We start from the raw sequence: 23,893 nt of genomic DNA, 5'->3' as shown, positions 1-23,893 counted from the left end.
GAATGCTCTCCGTCCAAAAGTATAGGGGATGCGTCCCGCTTTGACAAGTCAACTTATCGGCTTTCATCGGAGTACAAAAGCAATAAAACGCTTACGATTATTCCACAATCCACCTCACTTCTTCTTCCGGCAGCCCTTCCGCGGACGCCTTCAATACGAGTTCGCCGTGCTGTTGCCCCGACTGTACGATCACCAGGCATTTGCCGTTGCGAGTCCGTCTCCGATTGCCTTTATAAGATTCATCGCTGGTCAAGTCTCCGTTGTCGATTCCGATCATGCGTCCCGCCCCAATTGCTTCCACGGTCACCTCGACATTCGGATTCGGAACCCGATTCCCCTTGGCATCGACTATCGTCACTTCGATATGAGCAATCTCCTGGCCGTCTGCAGGCAGCGTTTGCCGATCCGCCCGCAGCATGATCCCGCAAGCTGCACCTGCGGTTGCCAGGCTGTGCTCGCAAGCGATCCGGCCTCCGTTTCTCCCGATCGCCTTGATCTCACCGGGATTGTACGGGAGGTGCCAGATCATCAAATGATCGGGGAAATGGGCAAGCTCTCTCACCCCATATGACTCCCCGTTCAAGACGAGCTCCACAGTCTCACAGTTGGTAAAGGTCACAAGCCGCAGCAGCTTGCCCGCGTACTCGGGCAGAGTCCAATGATCCACCATCGCCGGCGCTTTCCAGTGCATCGTCCACTGTGGATTGAACTCTTGCTTCCCGGCATCATCAAACACGGCGATCTGCACGACGGGCTGATCCGACCACAGGCTTTGCTGTAAATAGGAGACGGGCTTGCGGAAGCCGCAGGTGTCTATGAGTCCCGAAGACCAGCCTTTGGACGGATAAACGGATTCGCCCAAATAGTCGATCCCCGCCCAGACGAATTGCCCGATCACGTAATCGTGCCGAACGACATCGAACCAGGGATTCACCGGCACATAGCCCTTCACCCGGTTGCCTTGGCCCCGGTAATACGGGAAGGTCTCCGTTCCGACGATAAGCGTATCCGGCATCGCTTCCCTGTACGCTTCATACCATTGCTCTTGATAGTTTAAGCCGAGAATGTCAACATGCCGAGCCAGCTCCTTGGTGTGCTCCACCTTCTCTTCGATGGAGCCTTCCCTCAAGCGGATCGGAAAGTTATGCGGCTCCAAGCCGCAGGTTACGGGCCGCGTGGGGTCCAGCTCATGGCAAGCCGCGACGAGCTTATCCAGAATGGCAAGCATGGAGGCTTGCCCTTGATTCTCCACTTCATTGCCGACGCTCCACAGAAAGACACAAGGGTGGTTTCGGTCCCGGATCAGCGCCGAAGCCAAATCCTTATGCCACCACTCATCGAACAAATGCTCATAATAGAGAGACTTCCATTTATCGAATATCTCATCGATCACCAAGAAGCCCATCCGGTCGCACAGATCCAGCAGCTCGGGTGCCATTGGATTATGCGCGAAGCGGATCGCGTTGCAGCCCATCTCCTTGAGTGTCTCCAGCCGCCGTTTCATCGCGGTATCCTGATAAGCGGCACCAAGACAGCCGAGGTCGTGATGCAGGCATACTCCCTTCAGCTTCAGCCTTTTTCCGTTCAGAAACAGACCGGAGCAAGCATCCAATCGGATTTCCCGGATCCCAAACGTAGTGGAAAAGCTATCGTGCGCCTTGCCGTCGTATATAATCGTCGTTCGGGCCTGGTAGAGCACGGGCAGCTCCGGTGACCACAGCTCAGGATTAGAGATTTCTCCTTCCTGCCGGATCTCCTTCGTTTCGTGAGCCTTGAGCACCTCCCGCGTCTCCATACTCGTTGCCCGTTTCCCGTCCTCGTCGAAGACCTCCGTTACGATGCGGCATTCCACATCATGCTCACTGTGGCTCACAACCGTAGTGGCGGCGTTCACAATTGCCGCCTCCGGCGTGATTCGCGGTGTGGTGATGAACGTGCCCCATTCGGCTACATGAATCGGATTCGTTCGAATGAGCCAGACATTGCGATAGATTCCCGATCCCGAATACCACCGGTCGGAAGGAATCGGCGTATTGTCCACTTTGACGGCCAGCACATTTTCCGCATCCCACCGGATATAAGGCGTCAGATCATATTGAAAGCTGACGTAGCCGTATGGACGTTTTCCCACGGAATGTCCATTGATCCAAACCTCGCTATTATGATGAACCCCGTCAAACTGGACATAGACGCGAGGGGGACCGGACGAAGCCTCCAAGAAAAAACGCTTCCTGTACCAGCCCACCGTCCAGCGGGGCAAGCACGCCTGAAAGCCTCCGTGCGGCATGTGGGGATCAAACGGCTTTTCAATGCTCCAATCGTGTGGAACGTCCACTTGCCTCCACCCGCTATCGGTAAAGCCCTCCTGCTCGGCGCCCGCATAATTCCCTTCTGCAAACTTCCATTCCCGATTCCATTTGGTCACCACTCTGCCCGTCATGACATTCCCTCCACAGTTCAATTAACGATGCGGATGAGTCTCACACAATTTGATAGATGGGACGATCTTGCACATAATGAACCGGGATGTCCGGGTAACGAGCAGCGAGCTGTTCCGCAAGGACCTTCATTCCAGGCGCTTCGCTTTCCGCATGACCCAGCATGATCAAAGCTTTCCCTCTGCCTTGATGAACGGCATCCTTGATGTATTCAGGGGCTTCCCATTCCGGCCCTTCTCCGGCGATGATCAAATCGAGATCTTTATCTTGAAGGAGTGGAATGACCAGCTCCCCGCTGCCCCTGTAACCCGCCAACACGCCAACCTTTCTGCATAGTAGAGAAAAATCCCCCGCAACCCGCACGTAGGAAAGCTTCAACTGCCGCTTCAAATAAGCCGCAATCGCGGCAAGCTCCATTTCGGGCAACTCCAGCACCGCTGCCGTTGGCTGCTGTTCGGTCACATACGACTCCCATTTCAGCTCCCGAAGAAGCCCCTGCATGATCCCGTCTGGCTTATACCGGTGGATCCCGTCATGGAACCGGTAGATCGCAATTCCGCTTTCGCCAATCAACCGCTCCTTATCCAAATAAACCGGATCCTTCTTCAGCCATTCCTGATCCCCACGGTGACTGTAATAGATGCCCTCATGGGAAATGACCAGATTGGCTCCAAATGCAAGCGCCTGCTCGATGACGAAGTGAGAAGCAGTAAATGCCGTCACGATTCCGCTAGCCTCCGTGTCGATGCCCCCCGGGTTAAGCTCGTCAACCGTTGTCTCTCCTGTCTCCGAATCTGCTAGCAGTCCGTGGATAATTTCTCCTATTGTTGTGATTTCTGAAGACCTCCTTCAAGAGAAGAGTCCCTTCTCCATCCTGGGAAACGATATACGAAAAGTCCCTTCCCTCCGCATGATACCTTTCATTGTAGAAGAGAACGCCCCCGATGATTACCCATCATCCTATAGATGTTAGTTAGGAAATTTCATACGATAGGTGGAGTTGACGTCCATTTCCGGTCTGAACACGAAGAAGCGGCCCCTTCCGAAAGAGAAGGAGCCGCGTGGTTTTACTGGATTCTAGATTTCCTCTCGCCTGCCGAATAACAGCTTGATTCGATCGCTTCGTCAGCAGGGTTCGGATTCATCACTATGTTCGTTGTATCGGATATACTCGTTAATCTTAAGATCCAATTCATTGCTTGCTTCCACGACATGTGGCGATGTCAAGGACTGTTCTTGTTCAAATAGCTTCTCCATGCGGACGCGCAGACGATGAATTTCCTCTTCCAAAAAGGATCGCGACAGGGAGGTTGGGGCTGCCTGCTGGGACGCGGGGGATGTTCGGGGACCACGTTCCCTTATCAGGAATCCGCTGGCCGCAACAGCATTATGGCCATACATCATTCGATTCCCCTCCTTTGTCCAAATTCTTGAAAGGATGAAGCATGCCGTTCATCCTATAACGCCATACGTTTTCCCGATGGGGAATCAGAATGCACCTGTGAGCTATAAGCTCTGATCGAAGCAAGTGAATCTCGTTCTCCTTCCAAAGACCTAAAAATCAGACAAAAACGTCCAATATAACCATATATACTGGACATATCCGAATTTTGGCAGATTTTGAAAGAAGTTTCCTTGCATGATTTATTATAAATATAGCATTTTCTGCAAAAAAATCAATGCCTTTATGCACCTTTTACTTTCCGGACAAACTCTCCTATGCGTTCTAGGGCCTCATTCAATTGAGCTACGGAAGTCGCATACGAGCAGCGAATATGGCCTTCTCCGCCCAGTCCAAACACATTTCCCGGGACTGCAGCAACACGGGCTTCCGCCACTAGCCGCTGCGCGAATTCTTCCGAGGAAAATCCTGTCGAAGCAATACTCGGGAATGCGTAGAAGGCCCCCTCCGGCTCATGGCATTCTAGACCGATATCGCGGAAGCCCTTGACGATCAGACGACGGCGCTGATTGTACGACTCCATCATTCGGTCCTTCTCTTCCATCCCGTTCTGCAGAGCTTCGAGAGCCGCCACTTGCCCCATCACGGGGGCGCACATGACCGTGTACTGATGAATCTTCAGCATGGCCGAGATCAGCTCGCGATGTCCGCACACATAGCCCATCCGCCACCCCGTCATGGCAAACGCCTTGGAAAATCCACTGACGAGAAGGGTTCGATCCTTCATTCCCGGAAGCGAGGCGAAGCTGACATGCTTCTTGCCATATGTCAGCTCTGCGTAGATTTCATCGGAGATGACCAGGAGGTCATGCTCCTCGACCAGCTTCGCAATGGGAAGAAAATCGTCGTACGTCATAATTCCGCCCGTCGGGTTGCTCGGGTAGCACAAAATCAGCACCTTCGACTTCGGTGTGATCTTCGCTTTGAGAGCTTCCGCCGTCAGCTTGAAATGATCCTTGGCGAACGATTCGATGCCGACCGCGACCCCTCCGGACAAGGTCGTGATCGGGCTGTAGGAGATGTAACAAGGCTCGGGGATCAGGATCTCATCCCCCGAATTGATCAACGCGCGCAGAGCGAGATCGATGGCCTCGCTGCCGCCGATGGTGACGATCATTTCCTTCGCGGGATCGTAGCTCACCTGAAAGCTCTCGGAGAGGTAGCGGGCGATCTCCTCGCGCAGCTCGGGCAATCCGGCATTCGGCGTATATTTGGTATAACCCCGTTCCAACGAAACAACGGCGGCATCCCGAACATGCCAAGGAGTAGCGAAATCCGGTTCGCCCACCCCAAGGGAGATGATGTCCTTGCTTCCGCTTACCAGGTCAAAAAACTTGCGAATCCCGGAGGGCGCGATGTTCCGCACTCCCGGAGTCAGATAGTCCTGCATGGATTTGATTGTCGGTTCCACGCGGTGCCGCCTCCCCTCACGGTGAGATCATCATCCGCCGGTCTTCCTCCCGGTCTTCGAAGATGATTCCGTCATGCTTGTATTTTTTTAGGATAAAATGCGTCTTGGTAGACAGGACTCGATCGATCGGCGACAGCCGGTTGGAGACGAAAGCGGCGACTTCCTGCAGCGAGCGCCCCTGCACCTCGACTAGAAGGTCATAGGCTCCCGACATGAGGAAAACCGAATTGACTTCCGGATACAGGTAGATCCGCTCTGCGATGGCATCGAAGCCTCGACCGCGCTCCGGTGTAATTTGGACCTCAATCAAAGCGGTAACAGATTCATTCACCTTCGCCCAGTTGATCACCGCTGCATATTTTACGATGACATGCTCCGCTTCGAGTTCCGCAATCGCCGCTTCCACGTCCTCCCGGGTCGCGCCGAGCATGGTTGCTACGGTTTCCGCGTCCGTTCTGGCATCCTCTTTGAGGAGATCCAGGATTCTTAATTTCAGTTCCACCATAAGAATTACCTCCTGACGTTGAATGGCGCCGCAAAAACGACGAATTCCTTTCGTTTCGAAAGGACATTAGTATCACTATACAACGAAACCGCCCCTCTGCAAAGAAGCATTTGACGCCCCTTTTTGAGAGCGGTTCATTCGGGCTCCTTGAATCTCCGCGCCCTTTCTTCCGTCCTATTTAGTACCGAAGAGAGGCTCTGCTCCAAAGAAGTTCATGCTCATGTACCTCTCACCTGTGTCGGGAGCGATGCACAGCACCCGCTTGCCCGGACCGAGCTTCTTGGCTGTTTGGAGAGCCGCCCACACCGTGGCTCCGGAGGACGGACCGACCAGCAGGCCTTCCTGCGAAGCGAGCTCCCGCGTTGTCCGAAGAGCATCCTCATCCTTGACGCGCATGATCCGGTCATAGACCTTGGTGTTAAGGACGGGGGGGATAAAACCAGGGCTCGTTCCGACCAACTGATGCGGACCCGGGTGGCCCCCCGACAAGACGGGCGAACCGTCCGGTTCCACGACCACAATCTCGATATCCGGAAGCTTTTCCTTCAATACCTCGCCCGTTCCGGTGATGGTGCCACCCGTACCGGAGGACGCGACAAACGCATCGAGACGGCCGTCCGTCTGCTCGAGAATCTCAAGAGCGGTGGTCGTGCGGTGGATGTCCGGGTTCGCCTTGTTCTCGAATTGCTGCGGAATGAAGCTGCCCGGGATTTGTTCTCTCAGCTCCACCGCTCTGCGGATCGCTCCCTGCATCCGCTCGCCCGCCGGAGTGAGGACAACTTCCGCGCCGTATGCCTTCAGCAGATTGATCCGCTCTTTGGTCATGTTATCCGGCATGACGATAATCACCTTATAGCCCTTGGCCGCTCCCGCCATCGCCAGCCCGATTCCTGTGTTCCCGCTCGTCGGCTCGATGATGGTGTCGCGGCTTTTCAGCTTTCCTTCCTTTTCTGCCTGGACGATCAGGTTGTATGCCGCTCTGTCCTTGACGCTCCCGCTCGGATTAAACGATTCCAGCTTCACAAGAACCTCCGCCATGCCCTCCTCCACCAGCTTGTGGAGCCGGAGAACGGGCGTATTCCCGATCAGGTCCGTAATCCGATTGACGATTTCATGTTTCATTCCAACACTCTCTCCCCGTTCGTTTAATCGATGTGATGGCATCGTATAAAAAGAGTCCGGCAATGGCTGCAGCGGACTCCCCTCTTCTCATTCACTTAAAGTCTGGGTCAGTCGAAGTCTTCCCGGTTCCGCCAAGTACGTCTCCGTCTTGAAGCAGGATGGGCATACATATAGATCCATTTCGAGAATTTCCGGCAAAAAAGGCTTCTGCAGCTCGGCCGGCTCGGTCGGGGTAAACCGCTGTCCCGACAGGCGAACCTGCCCGCCAAACAGCATCAGCTCGCGGCAGCTCGGGCACTCCGGTGCTTCCAACTGAGTATCAATGATCGATTGAACCTTCTCCTGATAAGGGTCAGGCTCTTCGTCCTCGAAGTAATCGGTATTCTCGATTTCGCTGTTTTCCTCTTCCTCATCCTCATGCGCCGCTTCTTCCTCATCGGCGTGGCTATGATAAGATACACTGCGGTAATCCCCAAGCTCGTTCAAGCAGTGCGGACATACCTCCTCCGGCCCAATCTCGGGATCCCATACGATCTCCGTCTGGCACCAGGGGCAAATCTGCGTATCGTTCTCGCTCATGCTGTTCCTCCTTACCCTTCATATATCATTCCCTCATGATAGACTTCCTAACCCAGAAAAACAAGCCGAATAATCGGCTTCTCCATCGGTCGCCCCTTTCCAGATGCATGAAGAACTAGGACAAGGCCATACTAGAATAACCGAGTTACAGGGGGACTCATACATGTGGAGTATGCTCGCGGGATATATCCCAGAATGGAAGGTGTTCTTTCAAGGGATTGTGATCGTGCTTGTGCCGATCCTCCTGTCCTGGTCTATGAATCGGATCCGACGGATGGATGCCCCTTATTCGAATGAATCTGCCGCTAACCATGAAGAGAAGGCTTCGGCCGGAAGTGACAGTACCACCGGCAGTGATGATGAGACTAAGCAAGAAGACAGCATTCAGGTAACGGGACGCTACGAAGAGGATCTCCGGCAGTTCAAAGAAATCAGCTCCGATATGACAGATGTCAATATACGGGAGATTCGAATCGGAACCCTCAAGATCAAGGCAGCGCTCTTCTTTACAGACGGATTGACGGACAAAGTCGCCATAGACCAAAACATCTTGAAGCCATTGATGACGGCGGTCCATCCCTTCGAAGGAATGAACACGACCCCCGATTCGGAGAAGCTGAAGCAGATCCTCATTCAGGAAATCCTCCACATCTCCGAAATCGAGCCAAGCCCGAGCTTGGACCAATCGCTGGAGAAGCTCTTATTCGGCTCGGCGATTCTTCTCGTCGATGGCATGAAGGACGTTCTCGTCTTGGGCACGACCCATGCAAAGACAAGAGGTCCCGAGGAGCCGGTTTCGGAAGCGCTGCTGCGAGGGCCAAGAGTCGGCTTTAACGAAACCTTAAGCGACAATACAGCCATGCTCCGGAGGCACGGACAGAGCAGCGAACTGGCGATGCACTCCTTCCATGTCGGTAAAAGGATGAAGAAGGAGCTGGTCTTGGTTTATTTCCGAGACATCGCCAATGACGATCTCGTGAACGAGGTCAAACGGAGAATCCGCAAGATCGATTTAGATGACGTTCAGGAGTCAGGCTATGTGGAACAGCTCATTGAAGACAACTTTCTGAGTCCGTTCCAGCAAATTCAAAATACGGAGAGACCCGACCGTGTCATCGCGGCGCTATTAGAGGGAAGGGTTGCCATTCTTCTGGACGGAACGCCCTTCGCCTTGATCATGCCGGTTACCTTCGAGATGCTGCTGCAGTCGCCTGAAGATTACTACGATCGGTGGTATGCGGGCTCTCTGCTCAGGACCATGCGCTTTTTTGCGGCTGCGATGTCCCTCTTCGCTCCAGCCTTATACATCTCCTTCCTGTCGTTTCATCCCGGTATGATTCCCACCAAGCTCGCGATCTCCATCATCAATTCCAGGCAGGGGGTCCCTTTTCCAACACTGATTGAAGCGCTGATCTTGGAAATATCGATCGAGATCTTGAGGGAGGCGGGCTTACGCTTACCCAAGCCAATCGGCCCGGCCATGGGCATCGTCGGCGGCTTGATTATCGGGCAGGCGGCGGTGGAAGCCGGAATCGTCAGTCCGATTCTCGTGATCGTCGTAGCGGTTACCGCGATTTCCTCGTTCTCCATCCCCGTATACAGTGCCGGGATTACTTTACGCTATCTGCGGTTCGCCGTTATGCTATTCGCTGGGGTATTCGGATTGTTTGGCGTCGTCCTGTTCTTCCTGCTTCTCTCCAGCCATCTGATCCGGCTCAAAACATTTGGCTTCCCCTATATGAGCATGGCTTCTCCTCTTCGTATCAGTACCTTAAAGGATGCTCTAGTTCGTCTGCCGCTGCAAACGATGAAGAAGCGCCCGACTATATATAAGCCCAAGAAATCCATCCGTAAGCGTTGACCGGAATAAGTTGAGAAAGAGGTGCCGTCAAGCTTGAACAACGACACGACGGAACGAATTACAACATCGCAAGCAACGTTTGTCATCGTCAATTACGCGGTAGCTGCGGGCGTTCTGACCCTCCCCCGAATCCTTGTCCAGATCGGCAAGACCCCCGACGTTTGGATATCGGTGATCATCGGCGGTTTGCTCTCCTTTTTGGCCGGTTACCTGATCATCCGACTTGGACGCCGGTTTCCCGGACAAACCTTTTATCAATACTGCTCGAAGATCGTGGGGAGGCCCATCGCCCTCTTCATCGGATTGGCGATCGTGGTTTACTTTACTTGCATCGCAAGCTATGAGCTTCGTTCCGTTCAGGAGATCACAACCTTCTTCTTGTTGGAGGGGACTCCGGGCTGGACGATCACCGCCGTTATTCTTTGGGTCGCCGTATACCTGTGCATAGGAGGAATCAATGCGCTGGCTCGTATGTGTCGGCTCATCGTTCCGATCACATGGGTTGTTTTTTTCGGCGCCGGCTTGCTTAGCATGGAGATGTTTGATTTGGAGAATCTCCGCCCCGTATTGGCGGATGGTCTAGGACCGGTTTTAAGAGCCGTCAAACCGACGGCCCTCACGTTTACAGCCGGGGAAGATCTGCTGTTTCTGGTCGCCCTCATGGCAAAGCCTCAAAAAGCGGGAAAGGCGTTTGCTGTGGGGACAGCGATCGCTACCTTCTTCTATGTAACCTCTGTCGTGATAAGCATTGGAGTTTTTTCAACGGACGGGGTGGTTACCCGCACCTGGCCTTTTCTCGATGTGGTTCGCAGCTATGAGGTGAGCTACCTCTTTTTTGAACGGTTTGAGCCTCTGATGCTGGCGATCTGGATCATTCAAATTTTTTGCTGTATCTGCATCACTCTCTATGGGGCGGCAATCGGGCTATCGCATCTGTTTCAGCTCAATTATCGCTACTCCCTATTTGCTCTGCTGCCCTTCGTCCACATCTTGAAGGAAATTCCCCATACCATCAACGGGTTATTTGCTTTCGGAACCATACTCGGCGACTGTGCCATGCTGATGTTCGGCATAGTGCCACTGGTGCTTCTTGTCATCGCAAAGCTTCGCAAGATCTCTGCATAAGATCACTTCGGGTATATCCGAAAAGGAGGAAAACTCGAAATGAACCCTCGTATGCGAGGAACAGCGGGGATATTGACCCTCTGTCTCCTGCTCTCCGGTTGTTGGAGCAGTTCGGCCGTGGAAGATCTGGATATGGAGGTTGCCGTCGCCCTCGACAGCGTCGAACCCCACACCTCCGGTGAGGGGCAGGGTAACTCCGCGACAGGGTCTTCCCAGGAATCTAAGCTGGCTTGCACCTTTCAGATCATAAATCCAACAGGAGTAGGGGGCAAATCCGCCAAAGGGGGCCAAGGGAAGAAATCCGACATGTATTACAACATGACCGCTACAACCGACTCGGTCTTCGAAGCGGTGAGGGCGCTCTCTTTGCGCACAAACCGCCAAATCATCGGGCATCACTTGAAGGTCATTATCATCGGTGATCAATTGGCGCACACCCGAAAAATTTCGGAGCTGACTGACATGTTCAGCCGGGATAACGACATTCGCTTGAGCACACTTGTCCTGATTAGCAAGGGACAAGCGAAGAAAGTGCTAGAGGAAGCGCCTCCCGACCAAATTCCCGCTTTTCTTGTGGACAATATTTTTAAGAATCGCAAACGAAACATCCGCATCTGGAAGCCGCTCAACATAGCGAAGATAAGTGGATACCTGCATAGCAACACCAGCTTTCTCCTGCAAAATGTGATCCCTTTGGGCAAAGAACCCTTATTTTCGGGGACCGGAGTCATTAAGGGAGAGACGGGAAAGCTGATCGGCTATCTTAGCCCGCAAGAGCTTGAGGGAGTCAATTGGTTAACCGGGAACGGCAAAGGCGGAGTTCTCAAAGCCTATGATCCGGACAACCACTCTCTCCTCACCTATGAGATTAAATCGATGGAAAGCAAGCTGATCCCCAAAATGACGAACGGGAAGCTGTCCTATCTAGTCAAGATTAATTCGACAGGTCGAGTGACAGAAGCCTTCACCCCGCACGGATTGGTACTGAGTGATTCCCTTCTGAGCAAATACAATCATATGTTGGAAAAAAGGGTGGAATTCCTTGTCACAGAAAGCGTGGACAAGCTTCAGCACAACCTGCGGGCGGATCCCGTGGGATTTGGTAAGAGTCTGCACATCCATCATCCGGCAGAATGGAAAAAGGTAAAGGATCATTGGGAAGAAACCTTCAGCCAAATCCCCATTACCTATGAAATCAAGATTCTGATCGAAGAATACGGCGCTTCGGGCACGACAACGGATTGAGGCGAGTCTAAGCTCTTAAGCGACGCTGGCTCCGATCACATAGGAAACGGAGATGGAGATCACCATCGAGATGAGGCCGACCGCCTTGTTGCCGTTCTTGACCTCCTCGTCGATCTTAAAATACGGAGTGAGCAGCTCGAACAGGTAATAAGCCACGAGCAGGAGCACGAACCCGAACGATGCCCACGCCACGGATTCCAGCACCGTGTCATTGTTTAAGATGGCGAAGCGGAACAGATTGCAGATCCCGAAGATTTTGCCGCTCGTCGCCATCGCCACGGCGACGTTCCCCTTCTTGATCTCGTCCCAATCGTTGTATTTTGTAATCAGATTGAACACGAACAGAAAGACGAGCAGCGCCACAACGGCAACCGAAAAATATGCGAGCGTGTTGAGATATATGTTGTTCATCATGTAGTCCACCTCTTTGTTCATGGAACTTCGCCTCCAAACGCTGCAAGAGACTGAAGAAGGGTTCTTCAGTCTCTCGCTCTATCCTGTCCTGCCAACCTTGCTCGAGGATTTGCAGTTATTGCTGATTCTTAGCGGCGATTTTCGCCTTAAGAGCAGCGAGTTCGTCGTCGACACCGTCGTTCTGGTCGAGCTTCGCGAGCTCGTCGTCCAGGCTGCGGTTCTTGTCACGGAGTTCGCCGGAGGCTTGGGCTTCCGCTTCCAGTTGGGCAACCTTGTCGCTCATCCGATCGAAGCCACGAGCGGCATTGTCCGTCCCGAAGCCGGACATGACCTGGTTGATCGATTTTTGCGCTTTGGCCGCTTCCGCACGGGCGATGAGGAGGTCCTTCTTGTTCTTCATCTTGCCGAACTCGTCCTTCATTTCATCCAGCTGGTCGCGCAGACGATCGGCATTTTGCTTGGCGATGTCGTACTGGCCCTTCATCTCGTCGTAACGGCCTTGATGCTCCTTCTTGTCTTGAAGAGCGCGGCGGGCGAGGTCTTCGTTGCCTTGCTCCAGAGCTTTCTCCGCTTGAAGCTGACGCTTCTCGACAAGCTCCTGAGCTTCTTCAACCTGCTGCTTGAATTTCTTCTCCACAGCGATCTGCTTGGCGACGGCCGCTTCCGCGTCCAGAATGTCCTGTTCCATATCGCGCAGGAACTGGTTCAACATCTTCACCGGATCTTCCGCTTTGTCCAGCAGGTCGTTGATCGAAGCAGCCGTAAGGTCTCGCAGGCGTTTAAAAATTCCCATTGTTCATTTCCTCCCATGATCTATTGTGATGGTTTGTTCTTCGTCCTGTTCCTTGTCTTGCTTTACAAGGATTATTTACGCAGATTCGAAACCGGGGTTTCAAAATAATCGGGAGTCCTGCAAAAATTTTACGTTCGTGTGGAAGCAAATACGCACTAGTAAGCAGTCAACTAAAAGCGGTTGTTATCGCACCACTTCTCTACCGATTAACGCCGCTTCGGATCCACACGATTAAGGTTGACAGCGGACTAGTTCAATTCAACGACGGTGACTCCGGTTCCTCCCTCATTATAAGCCCCGATGCGGAAGCTCTTCACATGGCGGTGGCGACGAAGATAATCCTGAACGCCTGTGCGCAGCGCGCCCGTCCCTTTCCCGTGAATGAGGTAGACCTGAGGAAAGCTTGCGAGGAAGGATTCATCCAGGAAACGGTCCACTTCGATGATCGATTCCTCGATGTTCTTGCCGCGCAGATCCAGCTCCATACGGGCGTTCTCATCCCGCGTCCGCTTGATGCTGGAGGTCGCCTGAACGGGCTTCTGCTTGACCGGAGCGGATTTGAGCAGCTCCAGATCCTTGACGGGAACCTTCATCTTAAGGATACCGAGCTGGACGGTCGCTTCCTCCGCCCCGATATCGACAACGGTTCCCTTCTGTCCGAAGCTTGCCACCATGACTTCATCGCCCGCTTCAATGGGGCGCACTTTCTTCGCTGCCGGAGCGCCAGCACGTTTCGGAGCCAGCTCCGGTACGGCCTCGTCCAACCGGCGGCGCGCGTCGATCAGCTCATGCTCCTTGACCCGTGCGCCCTCCATGGCGAGCTTGCGCAGCTCGGAGATGACCTCGTCGGCTTCGCGCTTGGCCTTGGCCACCGCAGCCGCTGCGTCCTGCTCCGCTTTTACCAGAAGCTTGCCGCGGTCTTCCTCGAATCGACGGCGGTCTTCCTCCAGCTTTCGCTTCACGTCCTCGACCTCGCGGCGCATGCTCTCCGCACTGATCCGCTCCGCCTCGGCGGACAACCGGTTCTCCTCAAGCGTGGCGATCATGGACTCGACGCGCTGATCCTCCTCCGCCACCTGGCCGCGCGCATGCTCGATAATCCGCTTCGGCAGGCCTAGCCGCTCGGCGATGGCGAAGGCGTTGCTTCGTCCTGGCACCCCGATAAGCAACCGGTAGGTCGGGCTGAGGGTATTGATATCGAATTCCATGCTGGCGTTGATGACGCCTTTCGTATCGTAGGCGTAAGCCTTAAGCTCGCTGTAATGTGTAGTCGCCATGAGGCGGCAGCCCATCGAATGAATATAATCGAGTATGGAGATGGCTAGCGCCGAGCCTTCGGCCGGGTCGGTTCCCGCTCCGACTTCGTCGAGCAGCACAAGGCTTTTCGGTGTCATTCCACGCAGAATGGAGATCGTATTCGTCATATGGCTCGAAAAGGTACTGAGGTTCTGCTCGATACTCTGCTCGTCTCCGATATCGGCATAAATGCCGTCAAACACACAGAGCTGGCTCCCGTCCTCGGCCGGAACGAACAAGCCGGACATGGCCATCAGGCTGAGCATGCCGACGGTCTTGAGTGATACCGTCTTTCCCCCAGTATTCGGACCGGTGACGATAATGGCGGAATAATGGTTGCCGAGCTCCAACTCCAGCGGCACAACCGCATCCTGGGCAAGCAGGGGATGGCGTCCCTTCTTGATCTTCAGGAATCCCCGATCGTTCATCATCGGAAGGGTTCCTTTCATCTCCCGGGCAAGAAGTGCTTTGGCGAAGATGAAGTCCAATTCCGCGAGTACACTGAGGTTGGCGCCAAGGGCGTCCGCATCCTCTGCGACAAGAGCAGTCAGCATCATGAGAATCTTCTCAACCTCGCGCTCCTCCTTCATCCGCAGCTCACGCAGGCGGTTGTTCATCTGAACGACCGCCTCCGGTTCAATGTACATCGTTGCACCGGATGCAGACTGATCATGCACGATTCCGCCGAAATGGCTGCGGTACTCCGCCTTTACCGGAATCACGTAGCGGTCTCCGCGGATGGTAACCAGGTTCTCCTGCAGCATCTTCTGCACGGAGGAAGTGCGGATCATCTGGTCAAGCCGCTCCCTCACACGCGATTCACCGGTCCGCAACTCGCTGCGGATGCGACTGAGCTCTGGACTGGCCGAATCGACCACGTAAGCCGCTTCGTCGATGCATTGCAGAATCCGTTCTTCCGTACGCCGGTCGTCGCTGATCAATTCGGCGAGATCCGTCAGCAGCGGAATGGGATGATCCTCTGCAGCCAGCTCAAGGAAACGTCGCAAGCGCCGACCTCCCTGAATGGTGTTGGCGATGTCGAGCAGTTCAGCCGGATTCAGCACCCCGCCGAGCTCCGCCCTTCTTAGGGAAGAGCGCACATCGCGAATTCCTCCGAAAGGAGCGGTACCCTTTAATCTATCGATAGCGGCAGCCTCATCCGTTGCCTGCAGCCGCTTCTTCACTTCTTCAAGATCGCTGCTTGGCGCAAGCTCCTCGGCCTTGGCTTTCCCGAGACTCGTAGCCGCACGCGCAGCAAGCCGTTCCTTAATTTTATGAAATTCCAATGTAGCCAATATTTTGCCTTCGATTTTGCCTTCCACCTGATCCTTCTCCCATCCTGATTCCAGCATTTCGCCTCTATTATATCCAAAGGAGGGGGGATAAGCTATTCCACGGGTTATCTATAACGGAAAATTCCGTCCCCATCCCCTCCACATGAGAACGAGGAAGCCGGGGAACCTTACAAGGGGGCTGATCCGAATCGCCTCAGCTGCTCAAGGAAGGAGGTGCATGTCCATGCGCGCATTGGGAGCTGTTATGCGGTTTGTCGTTACCGCCATCGTTCTCTCCGTTACAGCCTGGCTCGTACCGGGATTTCGGGTCGGCAGCTTTGGCAGCGCACTGCTACTCGCTCTCGTGATCGCCGGTCTCGGCTGGCTGGCGGAGAACTTGATCGGCAGGGAAGTGACTCCGTTTGGCCGAGGAATCGTCGGGTTTCTGCTCAGCGCCATCGTCCTCTATCTCGCGCAGTTCATCGTTCCCGGAAGCCGCGTCACCTTGCTCGGAGCTCTTCTGGCCGCTCTCGTGATCGGGATTTTCGATCTCTTCGTCCCCGTATCCGGCATCGGCAAACGAAAGACCCCCACCGGAATCCATTAACGGATAAAACTGCCACAAGATGTTCATAACTCCGGACAACCATTCCGCATTCGATTCGCTACAATAGTTCCAATCGGCATGTATGCCCGCTGCTGTGTGTCGGCTTCATAAGCCAGTCGACAGCAACTGCGGGCTTTATCTTTGCCGGATACGAATCCGAAGGAGCTGTTGCCATTGTTCCCGCTATCTTTCGCACATTATGAAGCCGTTCTGAACGAATTGAAGAAGCTGCAGATGAACACTCTGTTTGCCCAAGCGGTCTTGGAAGACAAGGTCCCCGGGAGAATTTATACCGATGACAACTCTTCGCCGTCGGCATTTTATATCGTACACCCGTATGGAATGTCGTTCTTGTTCGGCCGTCCGGAGGATGCTTCCTTTGTTCAGTCGCTCGGAGCATACATAACGAATGAGAAGCAGCAGCGCAAGCAGGCGGAATGGTTGCAAATCGATTCGCCAGCGTGGAGCGAAGCCGTGCCGGAGCTTCGCGATTTATCATTCGGCGGTGTTGAGGAGCATGTGAGGGTCAATTTCCGCTTCCATGAGGATCGCTTTCGTGCAGGCAGGGCAGCCGTACCCGATAGCGGCCTACCTGTCCTCCAGCTTAGCCGCGAGCAAGCGATGGGCATACCGGGAACGGTCATCCCGAGTTCCTTCTGGAGGCCGGAGGGACTTCCTTCTTCTGCATGGATTCCATCACCCACTCCCGATCCGGACGCCGCATTCGGCGTTATCGAGAATGGCGTAATCGCATCGGTCGCGTTCACCTCTTATTTGTCAGACCGGGAGCTTGAGATTGGAATCGAAACTGCGGAAGGGTATAAGGGCCGGGGACTGGCTTACGAGTCCTCTTCTGCCCTAATCGAATACTGCCTGCGCCATGACCTTGAGCCGGTATGGGGCTGCCGGGAGGGCAACATCGGTTCTTATCGGCTCGCCCGTAAGCTCGGCTTTGAACCGATCCGCACTCTCCCCTACTACCATTTGCCTGCTTAGACGGATAACAGGGACTCCAACGAGTCCGTTTAGGTAATGAGTCTGTTTAGGCAACGAGCCAAGATTTGCCTTCGCTCGCGTATTGGCTCCCGCGCCACGTACTCCAGTCTTGCTGACCCGGAGGATTGACAAATACGTTCATCGCAACGGAAGCCACGGCCGCTATTCTATAGATAAGCACGGTTTTGAGATTCTAACGGAGATCCACGCAGCTAATGGGGGGAAAATCGCCGATATTCAGGCTGAAGTAAGCCGATAGCTGCAGCCATTTCCGTTAAATACACAAGGGTGCCATTCTCAGCTGAATAACGGCTGCAGTTTCCGTAAGAATGAGAGTGACCGAGTTTTCCTCCGTCAGAGAATAAACAAATAAACCGTCCCTTTTTGAAAATGGCGAGTGTAATACTTCCATTTCCCAAAGGAACGGTTTTATTCATTTTCTTTGCGCACATTCTTCAGGTGATCATCTTTTTGGGATAATCCCTTGTTAAGAGCTTGCTTACTCGGCTATATCCGTTAAGCCTTCTAAAATCCAAATAGTCGATGCTTTACGGAGCGGTGATGCCGCAGACCGGAGGCTACACGGCATCGCCGTGTTTGTCCCATTCCTTCACGGCACCGTCGGAACAGCCGATAATCACGCGATTCGCCATATTGAGGAACAATCCATTGTCCACGACTCCAACGATCCGGTTGATCGCAGTATGCAGCTCGATCGGATGTTCAATGCGGCCAAAATGGCAATCGACGGTGTAATTCCCGTTGTCCGTAAGAAACGGAATCTCTTCATGCAGCCGGAGAACCGGCTTGCAGCCAAGCTCCTGCAGGCGGCGGACCGCAAGCTCGAAACCGAATGGAACCACCTCCACCGGCAATGGAAACTTGCCGAGCTGCTCCACCGGCTTCTCATCGTCCACGATGATGATCAGCTCCTTGCTCGCTCCTGCCACAATCTTCTCCCGCAGCAGCGCACCGCCGCCGCCCTTGATCACCTGCAGGTCGGCATCCACTTCATCGGCCCCATCGATCGTAAGATCAATGGTATCGATCTCCGCAAACGAAACAATCGGAATTCCGAGCCTGCGGGCATGCGCTTCGGATTGCTTAGAGGTTGCGATGGCGCGAATGGATAACCCGTCACGCACCAAACGGCCGATTTCCCGGATCGCCCAATAGGCGGTTGATCCGGTTCCAAGCCCGACGACCATCCCGTCCCGAAGGTAACGGGCAGCCCGTTCCGCCGCGATCCGTTTTCTGTCCATCCCGGTCATCTCCTGTCCATACGGCTGTCAAACTGGTCAAGCAGCTTCGGAATCCGGTCCATGATGAAGACGACGCTTTGCGATCCCGCCATCTTCTCGCGAAAGCGGTCTCCTGGCGCAGCCGATAGAGCATAGACGATCAAGCTGACCAGCACAGCCGCTTCAAGCAATGCAAGAATCGCCCCGGCAAGCCGGTTGGCTCCATTCAATCCGGGCGCTTTGGCGATGACGTTCAGCAGGTAACCGGCAATTGTGAGCGCGACCTTAACCGCCAGTACGATCAGGATGAACGCCAATGCCCGCAGCAGCGGCTGTTCCCAGCCGAGGCCGCTGAGCCTCTCCTCATAGTGACCAATCCCCTCGGCAAGCTCCTGCGGGAGCCAGCTTTCAAGATGAGGCACGAGTGCGGGTGTGAGCCGGTAAGCCGCATACCAGGCAATGATCAGGCTCCCTAAGGAAATGAGCTGGGTGATCAAGCCCCTTCGCCACCCGAGAACGAAAGCAAGCAAGAGGATAGCGCCAATCGTCGCGTCGATTCCGTTCATCCGCTTTTACTTGCGTCCCGCTTCTTCTGAGGTTTCTTCCATGACCAGCTCGATCCATTCGTTGTATTCTTTCTTGAGAAGCTCGTATTCCCTCTGCAAAGCCTCGTACTTACCGACCAGCTCCGAGTCTTCTTCGCTTCCGCGTTCGTTCTTCTCTCGCTCCAGACGCAGCGCTTCGAGCAAGCTTGATTTTTCTGCTGCCTGCTCTTCCGCCTGCCTCTGCAAAGCAGTCAGCCTGCTGTCGTTGTCTGCAAGGAGCTGCTCGCGTTCCGTAAGCTGCTCCTGTACCTCCCGAAGGGAAGCGCTCAGCGTCTCCCGCTCCGAGTCAGCGCGCGAGACGCTGTCCGCAGATTGGTTAAGCTCTCTGCGCAGAGAGAGGAGGGCATATTCGAGATGATCCTTCTCTTCGTTCCAGCGGGAGCGTTCAAGCTCCAGGTTAGCCGCATGCTCGGCTCGTTCGCTCTCGCGCTCCGCTTCCACCTGCTGCCGCTTCTCGCGCTCGGAGGACAATTGGCGGTTAGCTGCTTCTGCCTGCTCATCCGCCTCCCGCGTCTTCTCGATCAGGCTTGCGGCGGCGGCTTCTTCACCTGCCCGGAGGGAGGCAAGCAAAGCTTCCTTCTCCTGTAACAGAACGGATTTCTCTTCCTGCAGAGTGTCTTTCTCCCCTAGCAAGGTCGAATTCGCATCCTGCAGAGCTCCCTTCTCCTCTTGCAGAGCGGATTTCTCTTCAAGAAGGGCTTCTTGCTCCTCTTGCAGAGCCGATTTCTCTTCCTGCAGAGCTTCCTTTTCGTTCTGCAGTCGGGAAACTTCCTCCGCCTTCTCGGTCAGCAGACGGGACAACTCGGTATCCTTGTCCGCAAGAAGGCGATTGGAGTCGGCTTCGAGCTCACGGAAGAGAGCATCCGTCTCTTCCTCTTTCTTCTGCCTCCAAGCCTCGAACTCTGCTTCCTTCCCGCGGAGCTCCGCCTTTTCCCGTTCCCAAAGCTCCGAAAGCCGGCTTTGCTCCGCTTCCGCATCTTCCCGCGCTCGCGTATAGGCTTCTTCGGCTTCGGCAAGCCGTTCCCGAAGCTCGTCCGCTTGAATAGCCAGACCTTCCTTCTCTTCCAGCCAAGCGAGCTCCTTCTCGGCTTCAAGCTCGGCAAGCTCCTTGCGGAGTCGCTCCAGCTCGTCGGCTAGGAACAGGTCCTTGTGCTCCAGCGCTTCTTCCTGCCGCCGCCGAAGCTCTTGAACCTCCTGGCCGTGAGCAGCGATGAGGTGCTCGGTCTCGGCGCGCAGAGCTTGCTCCGCTCCCTCGAGCCGCCCTCTCCATTCGGCAATCTCCGCTTCCTGGGCTTCCCGCAGAAGACGCAGCTCTTCTCCGGCATCGTCCTTCAGACGCTGAAGCTCGGCGGCATGCGACGTTTGCAGCTCGAGCATTTCGGCGGAGCGGGTCTCCTGAAGCTTGTTCAGCTCCAGGGTATGCAGCTTCACCTGCTCGGCCGATTCCTTCTCGCCTTCATCAAGATAGGCAGCCAGCTCGGTGGCATGGGCTTCCTTCATACGACCGAGCTCCGCCGCATGCGCCGTCTCCCGTTCCTGCAGGGCCCGGGCATGGCTGGTTCGAGCGGTTTCCAGCTGTTCGCGAGAACGCTTTTCCGCGTTCTCCAGCTCCTTCAGCCGGGTAGCCGACTGCTCCAGCTCCTTGCGCAGACCCGCAAGCTCGGCTTGCAGGGAACCGCTCTTCTCTTGAAGCGACTTCCGCTCCTGCATTAGCGAATTCCGTATGTTCTCGTATTCCTTGATCCGTTCCCCGGTTTTCGCAAGCTCCGACGTCAGTTCCGCTTCGCGAGCCTTCAGGCCGTCCCGCTCGCCGGCAAGTCGGGCTGCCTGTTCGGCATGCTCCTCCTCAGCGAGAGCGAGGGCGAGCGCCGATTCCTCCGCAGCGCGCAGCTGCCCGTCGTAGCGGTCCTGCAGCTCGGCTAGGCTCGCGGTGAGCTCCTGCTCCCTGCGGGAAAGCTCGCTGCCTTCCCGGAGAGCGGAATCCCGCTCTCCGACGAGCTGCTCGCGCTCGGCGCGCCATTGCTCCTCCTGCTTGCGGTACTCCGCAAGCGCCGATTGCTGGGCGCTCGCGGTCTCCCGCAGCTTCTCCGCTTCCTCTGCGATGGCGCGAAGTGCCTGCTCGCTTGCCGACAAGCGCTCCCAATCCGCTGTCAGCTGATCGAGCTGGTCACGGATGCGCATCAGCTCATCCGCCATATTCACGGCAGCCAGCACGGCGATCTTCGTCGTATCGTACCGCTCGTTGGAACCGGCGATATGATGCATCTGCTCGTTGACCTGCGCGGCCAACCGCTTCATGTAAGCGGGGCTGGAGCTGCCTTTCAGCTTGTATGGAGTTCCGTATATGTCAACCGTCAGTCGCGTTTTCTCTTCATTGGCCATATGGAAAGACCTCCTCTCGCGTTCGTTAACCTATTCGCGCAGTACGGTCCCGGTTCCTGCCTTTACTTCCGCAGTTCCGCGGCAAAAGTTTGTTCCAGCGCTTCCAGCACTTTTCCATTGGCAAGAGTGACTTCTTCGTCGGTCAGCGTCCGTTCCGGATGGCGGTACACGAGGGACAAAGCGACGCTCTTGCGATCGTTGCCCAACCGATCTCCGGTGTAGATGTCGAACACATCGCTGAATTCCAGAAGAGAGCCTGCCGCGGTACGCGCCGTTTCCAGGATGGCTCCGACGGGAACCGATCGCTCCACGACGATTGCCAGATCGCGGGTGATCGCCGGGTATCTCGGCAACGCATGAAATTCAACCGTAGGTCCGGCAAGACGGATCAGGGTATCCAACTCGACCTCCAGAAGGTAAGCGTCGCTTGGAAGATCTCCTTGCAGACTCGGATGAAGCTGGCCGATTCGGCCGATGAAGACTTCTTCACCCTCCTGCTTCACGAACACTTCCGCCGTACGCCCCGGATGGAACCCGACGGGAGCTGCGCTGCGATAGAGGACATCGGCGATGCCGAGCGAGGTCGTTAGCTTCTCCATAAGCCCTTTCAGGTCGTAGAAATCAACCTTCTCCTGCTTCAACTGCCAATGAGGAGCCGTGCGGTTTCCGATGAGGAGCGCCGACAACAGCTGCTTCTCTTCCGGTTGGCGGGTAATGGTCTTCTCATTCGTCAGATAGACCTTACCGATCTCAAACAGGGCGATGTCAGCTTGATTGCGGTTACTGTTATATTCGGCTACGTCGAGCAGCCCCGGGATTAAGCTCGTTCTCAGCACGCTCCGCTCCTCGCTCATGGGCATCGCAAGCGGAATGAGCTGAGCTTCGAGATAGGTGCCCGGGAAGCGGGATTTCCGGCTCGGATGCGTGAGCGAATAGGAGATCACTTCATTCAATCCGCTTGCCGCGAACAGATTGCGGACAGCGCGGCGAATCTTCTGAGCCGGATTCAAGGAGCCGGGAGTTGTGACGCCATACATGAGCGTCGTCGGAATATTGTCGTAGCCGTGGAGGCGGGCGACTTCTTCGATGAGATCCACATCGCGGGTGATATCTCCGCGGCGTCCCGGAATGTGCACCGTGAAGGTATCTCCTGCGGTTTCATAGGTAAAATGCAGCCGGTCCAGCACCCCGCTCACTTCAGCAGCTGTAAGCTCTGTACCCAGATAGCCGTTCACTTTCGCAAGCGATAAAACGACGTTCACCGGCTCTGCTGCTTTTGCGACGGCTTCCGCATTACCCGATTTGGCGCTTCCTCCGGCATACTGGCACAAGAGCGAAGCAGCGCGGTCAAGAGCCGCTTCGACGGCTTCCGCGTTCACTTCCTTCTCGAAGCGAAGGCTCGCTTCCGACCGCAGCCCGAGCTGCCGGGAGGTACGGCGTACGGACGCCCCTGAGAACCTAGCGGATTCGAGCGCGATGCGCACCGTTTCGCCCGTGACCTCCGAATTGGCTCCGCCCATAACTCCGGCGATCGCGATCGGTTTCTCGGCATCCGTGATGAGCAGCATGGACGGGAGCAGCTCGCGCTCGCTGTCATCCAGCGTGACAAGCTTCTCTCCCTCGCGGGCAAAGCGGACATCGATGCGACCGCCGGCCACCTTGTCGGCATCGAAAGCATGGAGCGGCTGGCCGTATTCCAGCATGACATAGTTGGTGATGTCCACTACGTTATTGATCGGACGAACACCTGCCGCCATCAGACGGTTCTGCATCCAGAGCGGAGACGGCCCGATCTTGACCCCTTCGATGACGCGGGCCAAATAGCGATCGCAGGCTTCCGGCGCGCTGATCGAAACCGAGAGGAGCGAATCGGCAGCGGGTTCTTTCTCGACGAGCCCTTCACGCGGATCGGGCAGCTTCACGTCCCGTCCGATGATGGCTGCGATCTCGTAGGCGGTGCCCAGCATGCTGAGGCAATCTGAACGGTTCGGGGTCAGGTCGAGCTCCAGAACCTCGTCATCGATATTCAACACGTCGAGCGCGCTTGCTCCGACCGGAGTCGCTTCAGGCAGAACAAGAATCCCTTCCTGAATCTCCTTCGGCAGGAATTTGTCGTTCAAGCCGAGTTCCTTCGCCGAGCAGATCATGCCCTGCGATTCGACGCCTCTCAGCTTCGCCCGCTTGATCACGAGCCCATCCGGCAGCTTGGCGCCGATCATCGCGACCGGAACCTTTTGGCCCGCCGCCACATTTTTCGCTCCGCAGACGATTTGAAGGGGAGCTTCCAGCCCGACATCCACGGTACAGACATTCAGCTTGTCTGCATCGGGATGCTTCTCCTTAGCCGCCACATAGCCCACGACAACTCCTTCAACGCCTTTGTTGAGCTTTTCTACCTCATCGACTTCCACACCGCTGCGGGTAAGCTTCTCCGCCAATTCCTCGGCCGAATAGCCGGTCACATCTACATATTCCGATAACCATCGGTAAGATACTTTCATCGCTTTTCACGTCCTCTATAGATTGGATCAAGAGAT

The 23,893-nt window shown here is 55.3% G+C and carries 19 protein-coding genes; 5 read left to right on the top strand and 14 right to left on the bottom strand.

Going from position 1 to position 23,893, the window contains the following annotated elements:
• Positions 1 to 97 precede the first annotated feature (97 nt).
• The 7 genes from BN2684_RS16310 to BN2684_RS16280 all read right to left on the bottom strand — a co-directional run bounded on the left by BN2684_RS16310 (position 98) and on the right by BN2684_RS16280 (position 7,517).
• Complete coding sequence (locus BN2684_RS16310; protein ID WP_058303209.1) at positions 98 to 2,440, bottom strand: glycoside hydrolase family 2 TIM barrel-domain containing protein; 2,343 nt, start codon at positions 2,438 to 2,440, stop codon at positions 98 to 100.
• Positions 2,441 to 2,480: 40 nt separating this feature from the next.
• Entirely contained in the window at positions 2,481 to 3,272 is a 792-nt protein-coding gene (locus tag BN2684_RS16305) for a Nif3-like dinuclear metal center hexameric protein (protein ID WP_058303208.1), read from the bottom strand.
• 291 nt (positions 3,273 to 3,563) lie between these two features.
• The gene (locus tag BN2684_RS16300) at positions 3,564 to 3,842 is read right to left on the bottom strand and encodes an aspartyl-phosphate phosphatase Spo0E family protein (protein WP_234340255.1); all 279 of its coding nucleotides are present in this window, start codon (positions 3,840 to 3,842) and stop codon (positions 3,564 to 3,566) included.
• Positions 3,843 to 4,123: 281 nt separating this feature from the next.
• Entirely contained in the window at positions 4,124 to 5,290 is a 1,167-nt protein-coding gene (locus tag BN2684_RS16295) for an aminotransferase class I/II-fold pyridoxal phosphate-dependent enzyme (RefSeq protein ID WP_058304590.1), read from the bottom strand.
• 37 nt (positions 5,291 to 5,327) lie between these two features.
• Entirely contained in the window at positions 5,328 to 5,816 is a 489-nt protein-coding gene (locus tag BN2684_RS16290) for an Lrp/AsnC family transcriptional regulator (protein ID WP_058303207.1), read from the bottom strand.
• Positions 5,817 to 5,990: 174 nt separating this feature from the next.
• On the bottom strand, positions 5,991 to 6,938 hold the full coding sequence (gene cysK, locus BN2684_RS16285) for a cysteine synthase A (protein ID WP_058303206.1): 948 nt from the start codon (positions 6,936 to 6,938) through the stop codon (positions 5,991 to 5,993).
• An 87-nt stretch (positions 6,939 to 7,025) separates the two neighbouring features.
• Positions 7,026 to 7,517, bottom strand: coding sequence for a hypothetical protein (locus BN2684_RS16280; protein WP_058303205.1), 492 nt, complete (start codon positions 7,515 to 7,517; stop codon positions 7,026 to 7,028).
• 163 nt (positions 7,518 to 7,680) lie between these two features.
• On the opposite strand from BN2684_RS16280, the gene BN2684_RS16275 reads away from it, so the two are divergent.
• Genes BN2684_RS16275 through BN2684_RS16265 form a run of 3 tightly spaced genes read left to right on the top strand, consistent with a single transcriptional unit; the run spans position 7,681 to position 11,748 of the window.
• Positions 7,681 to 9,378, top strand: coding sequence for a spore germination protein (locus BN2684_RS16275; RefSeq protein WP_058303204.1), 1,698 nt, complete (start codon positions 7,681 to 7,683; stop codon positions 9,376 to 9,378).
• A gap of 33 nt (positions 9,379 to 9,411) precedes the next feature.
• Positions 9,412 to 10,503: a GerAB/ArcD/ProY family transporter gene (locus tag BN2684_RS16270; RefSeq protein ID WP_058303203.1), complete on the top strand. Its 1,092-nt coding sequence runs from the start codon at positions 9,412 to 9,414 to the stop codon at positions 10,501 to 10,503.
• Between the two features lie 39 nt (positions 10,504 to 10,542).
• Positions 10,543 to 11,748, top strand: coding sequence for a Ger(x)C family spore germination protein (locus tag BN2684_RS16265; RefSeq protein ID WP_058303202.1), 1,206 nt, complete (start codon positions 10,543 to 10,545; stop codon positions 11,746 to 11,748).
• A gap of 15 nt (positions 11,749 to 11,763) precedes the next feature.
• Here the strand turns inward: BN2684_RS16265 and BN2684_RS16260 are convergent, their stop codons facing one another.
• The 3 genes from BN2684_RS16260 to BN2684_RS16250 all read right to left on the bottom strand — a co-directional run bounded on the left by BN2684_RS16260 (position 11,764) and on the right by BN2684_RS16250 (position 15,561).
• Positions 11,764 to 12,183, bottom strand: a complete 420-nt coding sequence (locus tag BN2684_RS16260; RefSeq protein WP_058303201.1) for a DUF350 domain-containing protein — start codon at positions 12,181 to 12,183, stop codon at positions 11,764 to 11,766.
• Between the two features lie 94 nt (positions 12,184 to 12,277).
• On the bottom strand, positions 12,278 to 12,955 hold the full coding sequence (locus tag BN2684_RS16255; RefSeq protein ID WP_058303200.1) for a PspA/IM30 family protein: 678 nt from the start codon (positions 12,953 to 12,955) through the stop codon (positions 12,278 to 12,280).
• 248 nt (positions 12,956 to 13,203) lie between these two features.
• Complete coding sequence (locus BN2684_RS16250) at positions 13,204 to 15,561, bottom strand: endonuclease MutS2 (protein WP_058304589.1); 2,358 nt, start codon at positions 15,559 to 15,561, stop codon at positions 13,204 to 13,206.
• A gap of 208 nt (positions 15,562 to 15,769) precedes the next feature.
• Between BN2684_RS16250 and BN2684_RS16245 the strand changes: the two genes are divergently transcribed.
• Together BN2684_RS16245 and BN2684_RS16240 are read left to right on the top strand one after the other, a co-directional pair.
• On the top strand, positions 15,770 to 16,132 hold the full coding sequence (locus tag BN2684_RS16245; protein WP_058303199.1) for a phage holin family protein: 363 nt from the start codon (positions 15,770 to 15,772) through the stop codon (positions 16,130 to 16,132).
• 174 nt (positions 16,133 to 16,306) lie between these two features.
• On the top strand, positions 16,307 to 17,128 hold the full coding sequence (locus tag BN2684_RS16240; protein WP_058303198.1) for a GNAT family N-acetyltransferase: 822 nt from the start codon (positions 16,307 to 16,309) through the stop codon (positions 17,126 to 17,128).
• Between the two features lie 578 nt (positions 17,129 to 17,706).
• Here the strand turns inward: BN2684_RS16240 and rpiA are convergent.
• The 4 genes from rpiA to pheT all read right to left on the bottom strand — a co-directional run bounded on the left by rpiA (position 17,707) and on the right by pheT (position 23,857).
• A complete protein-coding gene (gene rpiA / locus BN2684_RS16235) occupies positions 17,707 to 18,390 on the bottom strand; it encodes a ribose-5-phosphate isomerase RpiA (RefSeq protein ID WP_058303197.1) in 684 nt (227 codons plus the stop codon).
• Between the two features lie 5 nt (positions 18,391 to 18,395).
• Positions 18,396 to 18,935 carry a CvpA family protein gene (locus BN2684_RS16230; protein ID WP_058303196.1) on the bottom strand — a complete coding sequence of 180 codons (540 nt, stop codon included), beginning with the start codon at positions 18,933 to 18,935 and terminating at the stop codon, positions 18,396 to 18,398.
• Positions 18,936 to 18,941: 6 nt separating this feature from the next.
• Complete coding sequence (zapA, locus tag BN2684_RS16225; protein ID WP_058303195.1) at positions 18,942 to 21,356, bottom strand: cell division protein ZapA; 2,415 nt, start codon at positions 21,354 to 21,356, stop codon at positions 18,942 to 18,944.
• Between the two features lie 62 nt (positions 21,357 to 21,418).
• Positions 21,419 to 23,857 carry a phenylalanine--tRNA ligase subunit beta gene (pheT, locus tag BN2684_RS16220; protein ID WP_058303194.1) on the bottom strand — a complete coding sequence of 813 codons (2,439 nt, stop codon included), beginning with the start codon at positions 23,855 to 23,857 and terminating at the stop codon, positions 21,419 to 21,421.
• Between the last annotated feature and the right edge of the window lie 36 nt (positions 23,858 to 23,893).

Source organism: Gorillibacterium timonense, from assembly GCF_001457415.1.
GTDB classification, from domain to species: Bacteria; Bacillota; Bacilli; order Paenibacillales; family NBRC-103111; genus Gorillibacterium; species Gorillibacterium timonense.
This window is presented reverse-complemented; position numbering and strand designations above follow the sequence as displayed.

Excerpts from the sequence above, each read along its gene's own strand:
- BN2684_RS16310 (WP_058303209.1), bottom strand. The coding sequence starts at position 2,440 with ATGACGGGCAGAGTGGTGACCAAATGGAATCGGGAATGGAAGTTTGCA.
- BN2684_RS16300 (WP_234340255.1), bottom strand. The coding sequence starts at position 3,842 with ATGATGTATGGCCATAATGCTGTTGCGGCCAGCGGATTCCTGATAAGG.
- BN2684_RS16295 (WP_058304590.1), bottom strand. The coding sequence starts at position 5,290 with ATGCAGGACTATCTGACTCCGGGAGTGCGGAACATCGCGCCCTCCGGG.
- BN2684_RS16290 (WP_058303207.1), bottom strand. The coding sequence starts at position 5,816 with ATGGTGGAACTGAAATTAAGAATCCTGGATCTCCTCAAAGAGGATGCC.
- cysK (WP_058303206.1), bottom strand. The coding sequence starts at position 6,938 with ATGAAACATGAAATCGTCAATCGGATTACGGACCTGATCGGGAATACG.
- BN2684_RS16280 (WP_058303205.1), bottom strand. The coding sequence starts at position 7,517 with ATGAGCGAGAACGATACGCAGATTTGCCCCTGGTGCCAGACGGAGATC.
- BN2684_RS16275 (WP_058303204.1), top strand. The coding sequence starts at position 7,681 with ATGTGGAGTATGCTCGCGGGATATATCCCAGAATGGAAGGTGTTCTTT.
- BN2684_RS16265 (WP_058303202.1), top strand. The coding sequence starts at position 10,543 with ATGAACCCTCGTATGCGAGGAACAGCGGGGATATTGACCCTCTGTCTC.
- BN2684_RS16260 (WP_058303201.1), bottom strand. The coding sequence starts at position 12,183 with ATGAACAAAGAGGTGGACTACATGATGAACAACATATATCTCAACACG.
- BN2684_RS16255 (WP_058303200.1), bottom strand. The coding sequence starts at position 12,955 with ATGGGAATTTTTAAACGCCTGCGAGACCTTACGGCTGCTTCGATCAAC.
- BN2684_RS16245 (WP_058303199.1), top strand. The coding sequence starts at position 15,770 with ATGCGCGCATTGGGAGCTGTTATGCGGTTTGTCGTTACCGCCATCGTT.
- rpiA (WP_058303197.1), bottom strand. The coding sequence starts at position 18,390 with ATGGACAGAAAACGGATCGCGGCGGAACGGGCTGCCCGTTACCTTCGG.
- BN2684_RS16230 (WP_058303196.1), bottom strand. The coding sequence starts at position 18,935 with ATGAACGGAATCGACGCGACGATTGGCGCTATCCTCTTGCTTGCTTTC.
- zapA (WP_058303195.1), bottom strand. The coding sequence starts at position 21,356 with ATGGCCAATGAAGAGAAAACGCGACTGACGGTTGACATATACGGAACT.
- pheT (WP_058303194.1), bottom strand. The coding sequence starts at position 23,857 with ATGAAAGTATCTTACCGATGGTTATCGGAATATGTAGATGTGACCGGC.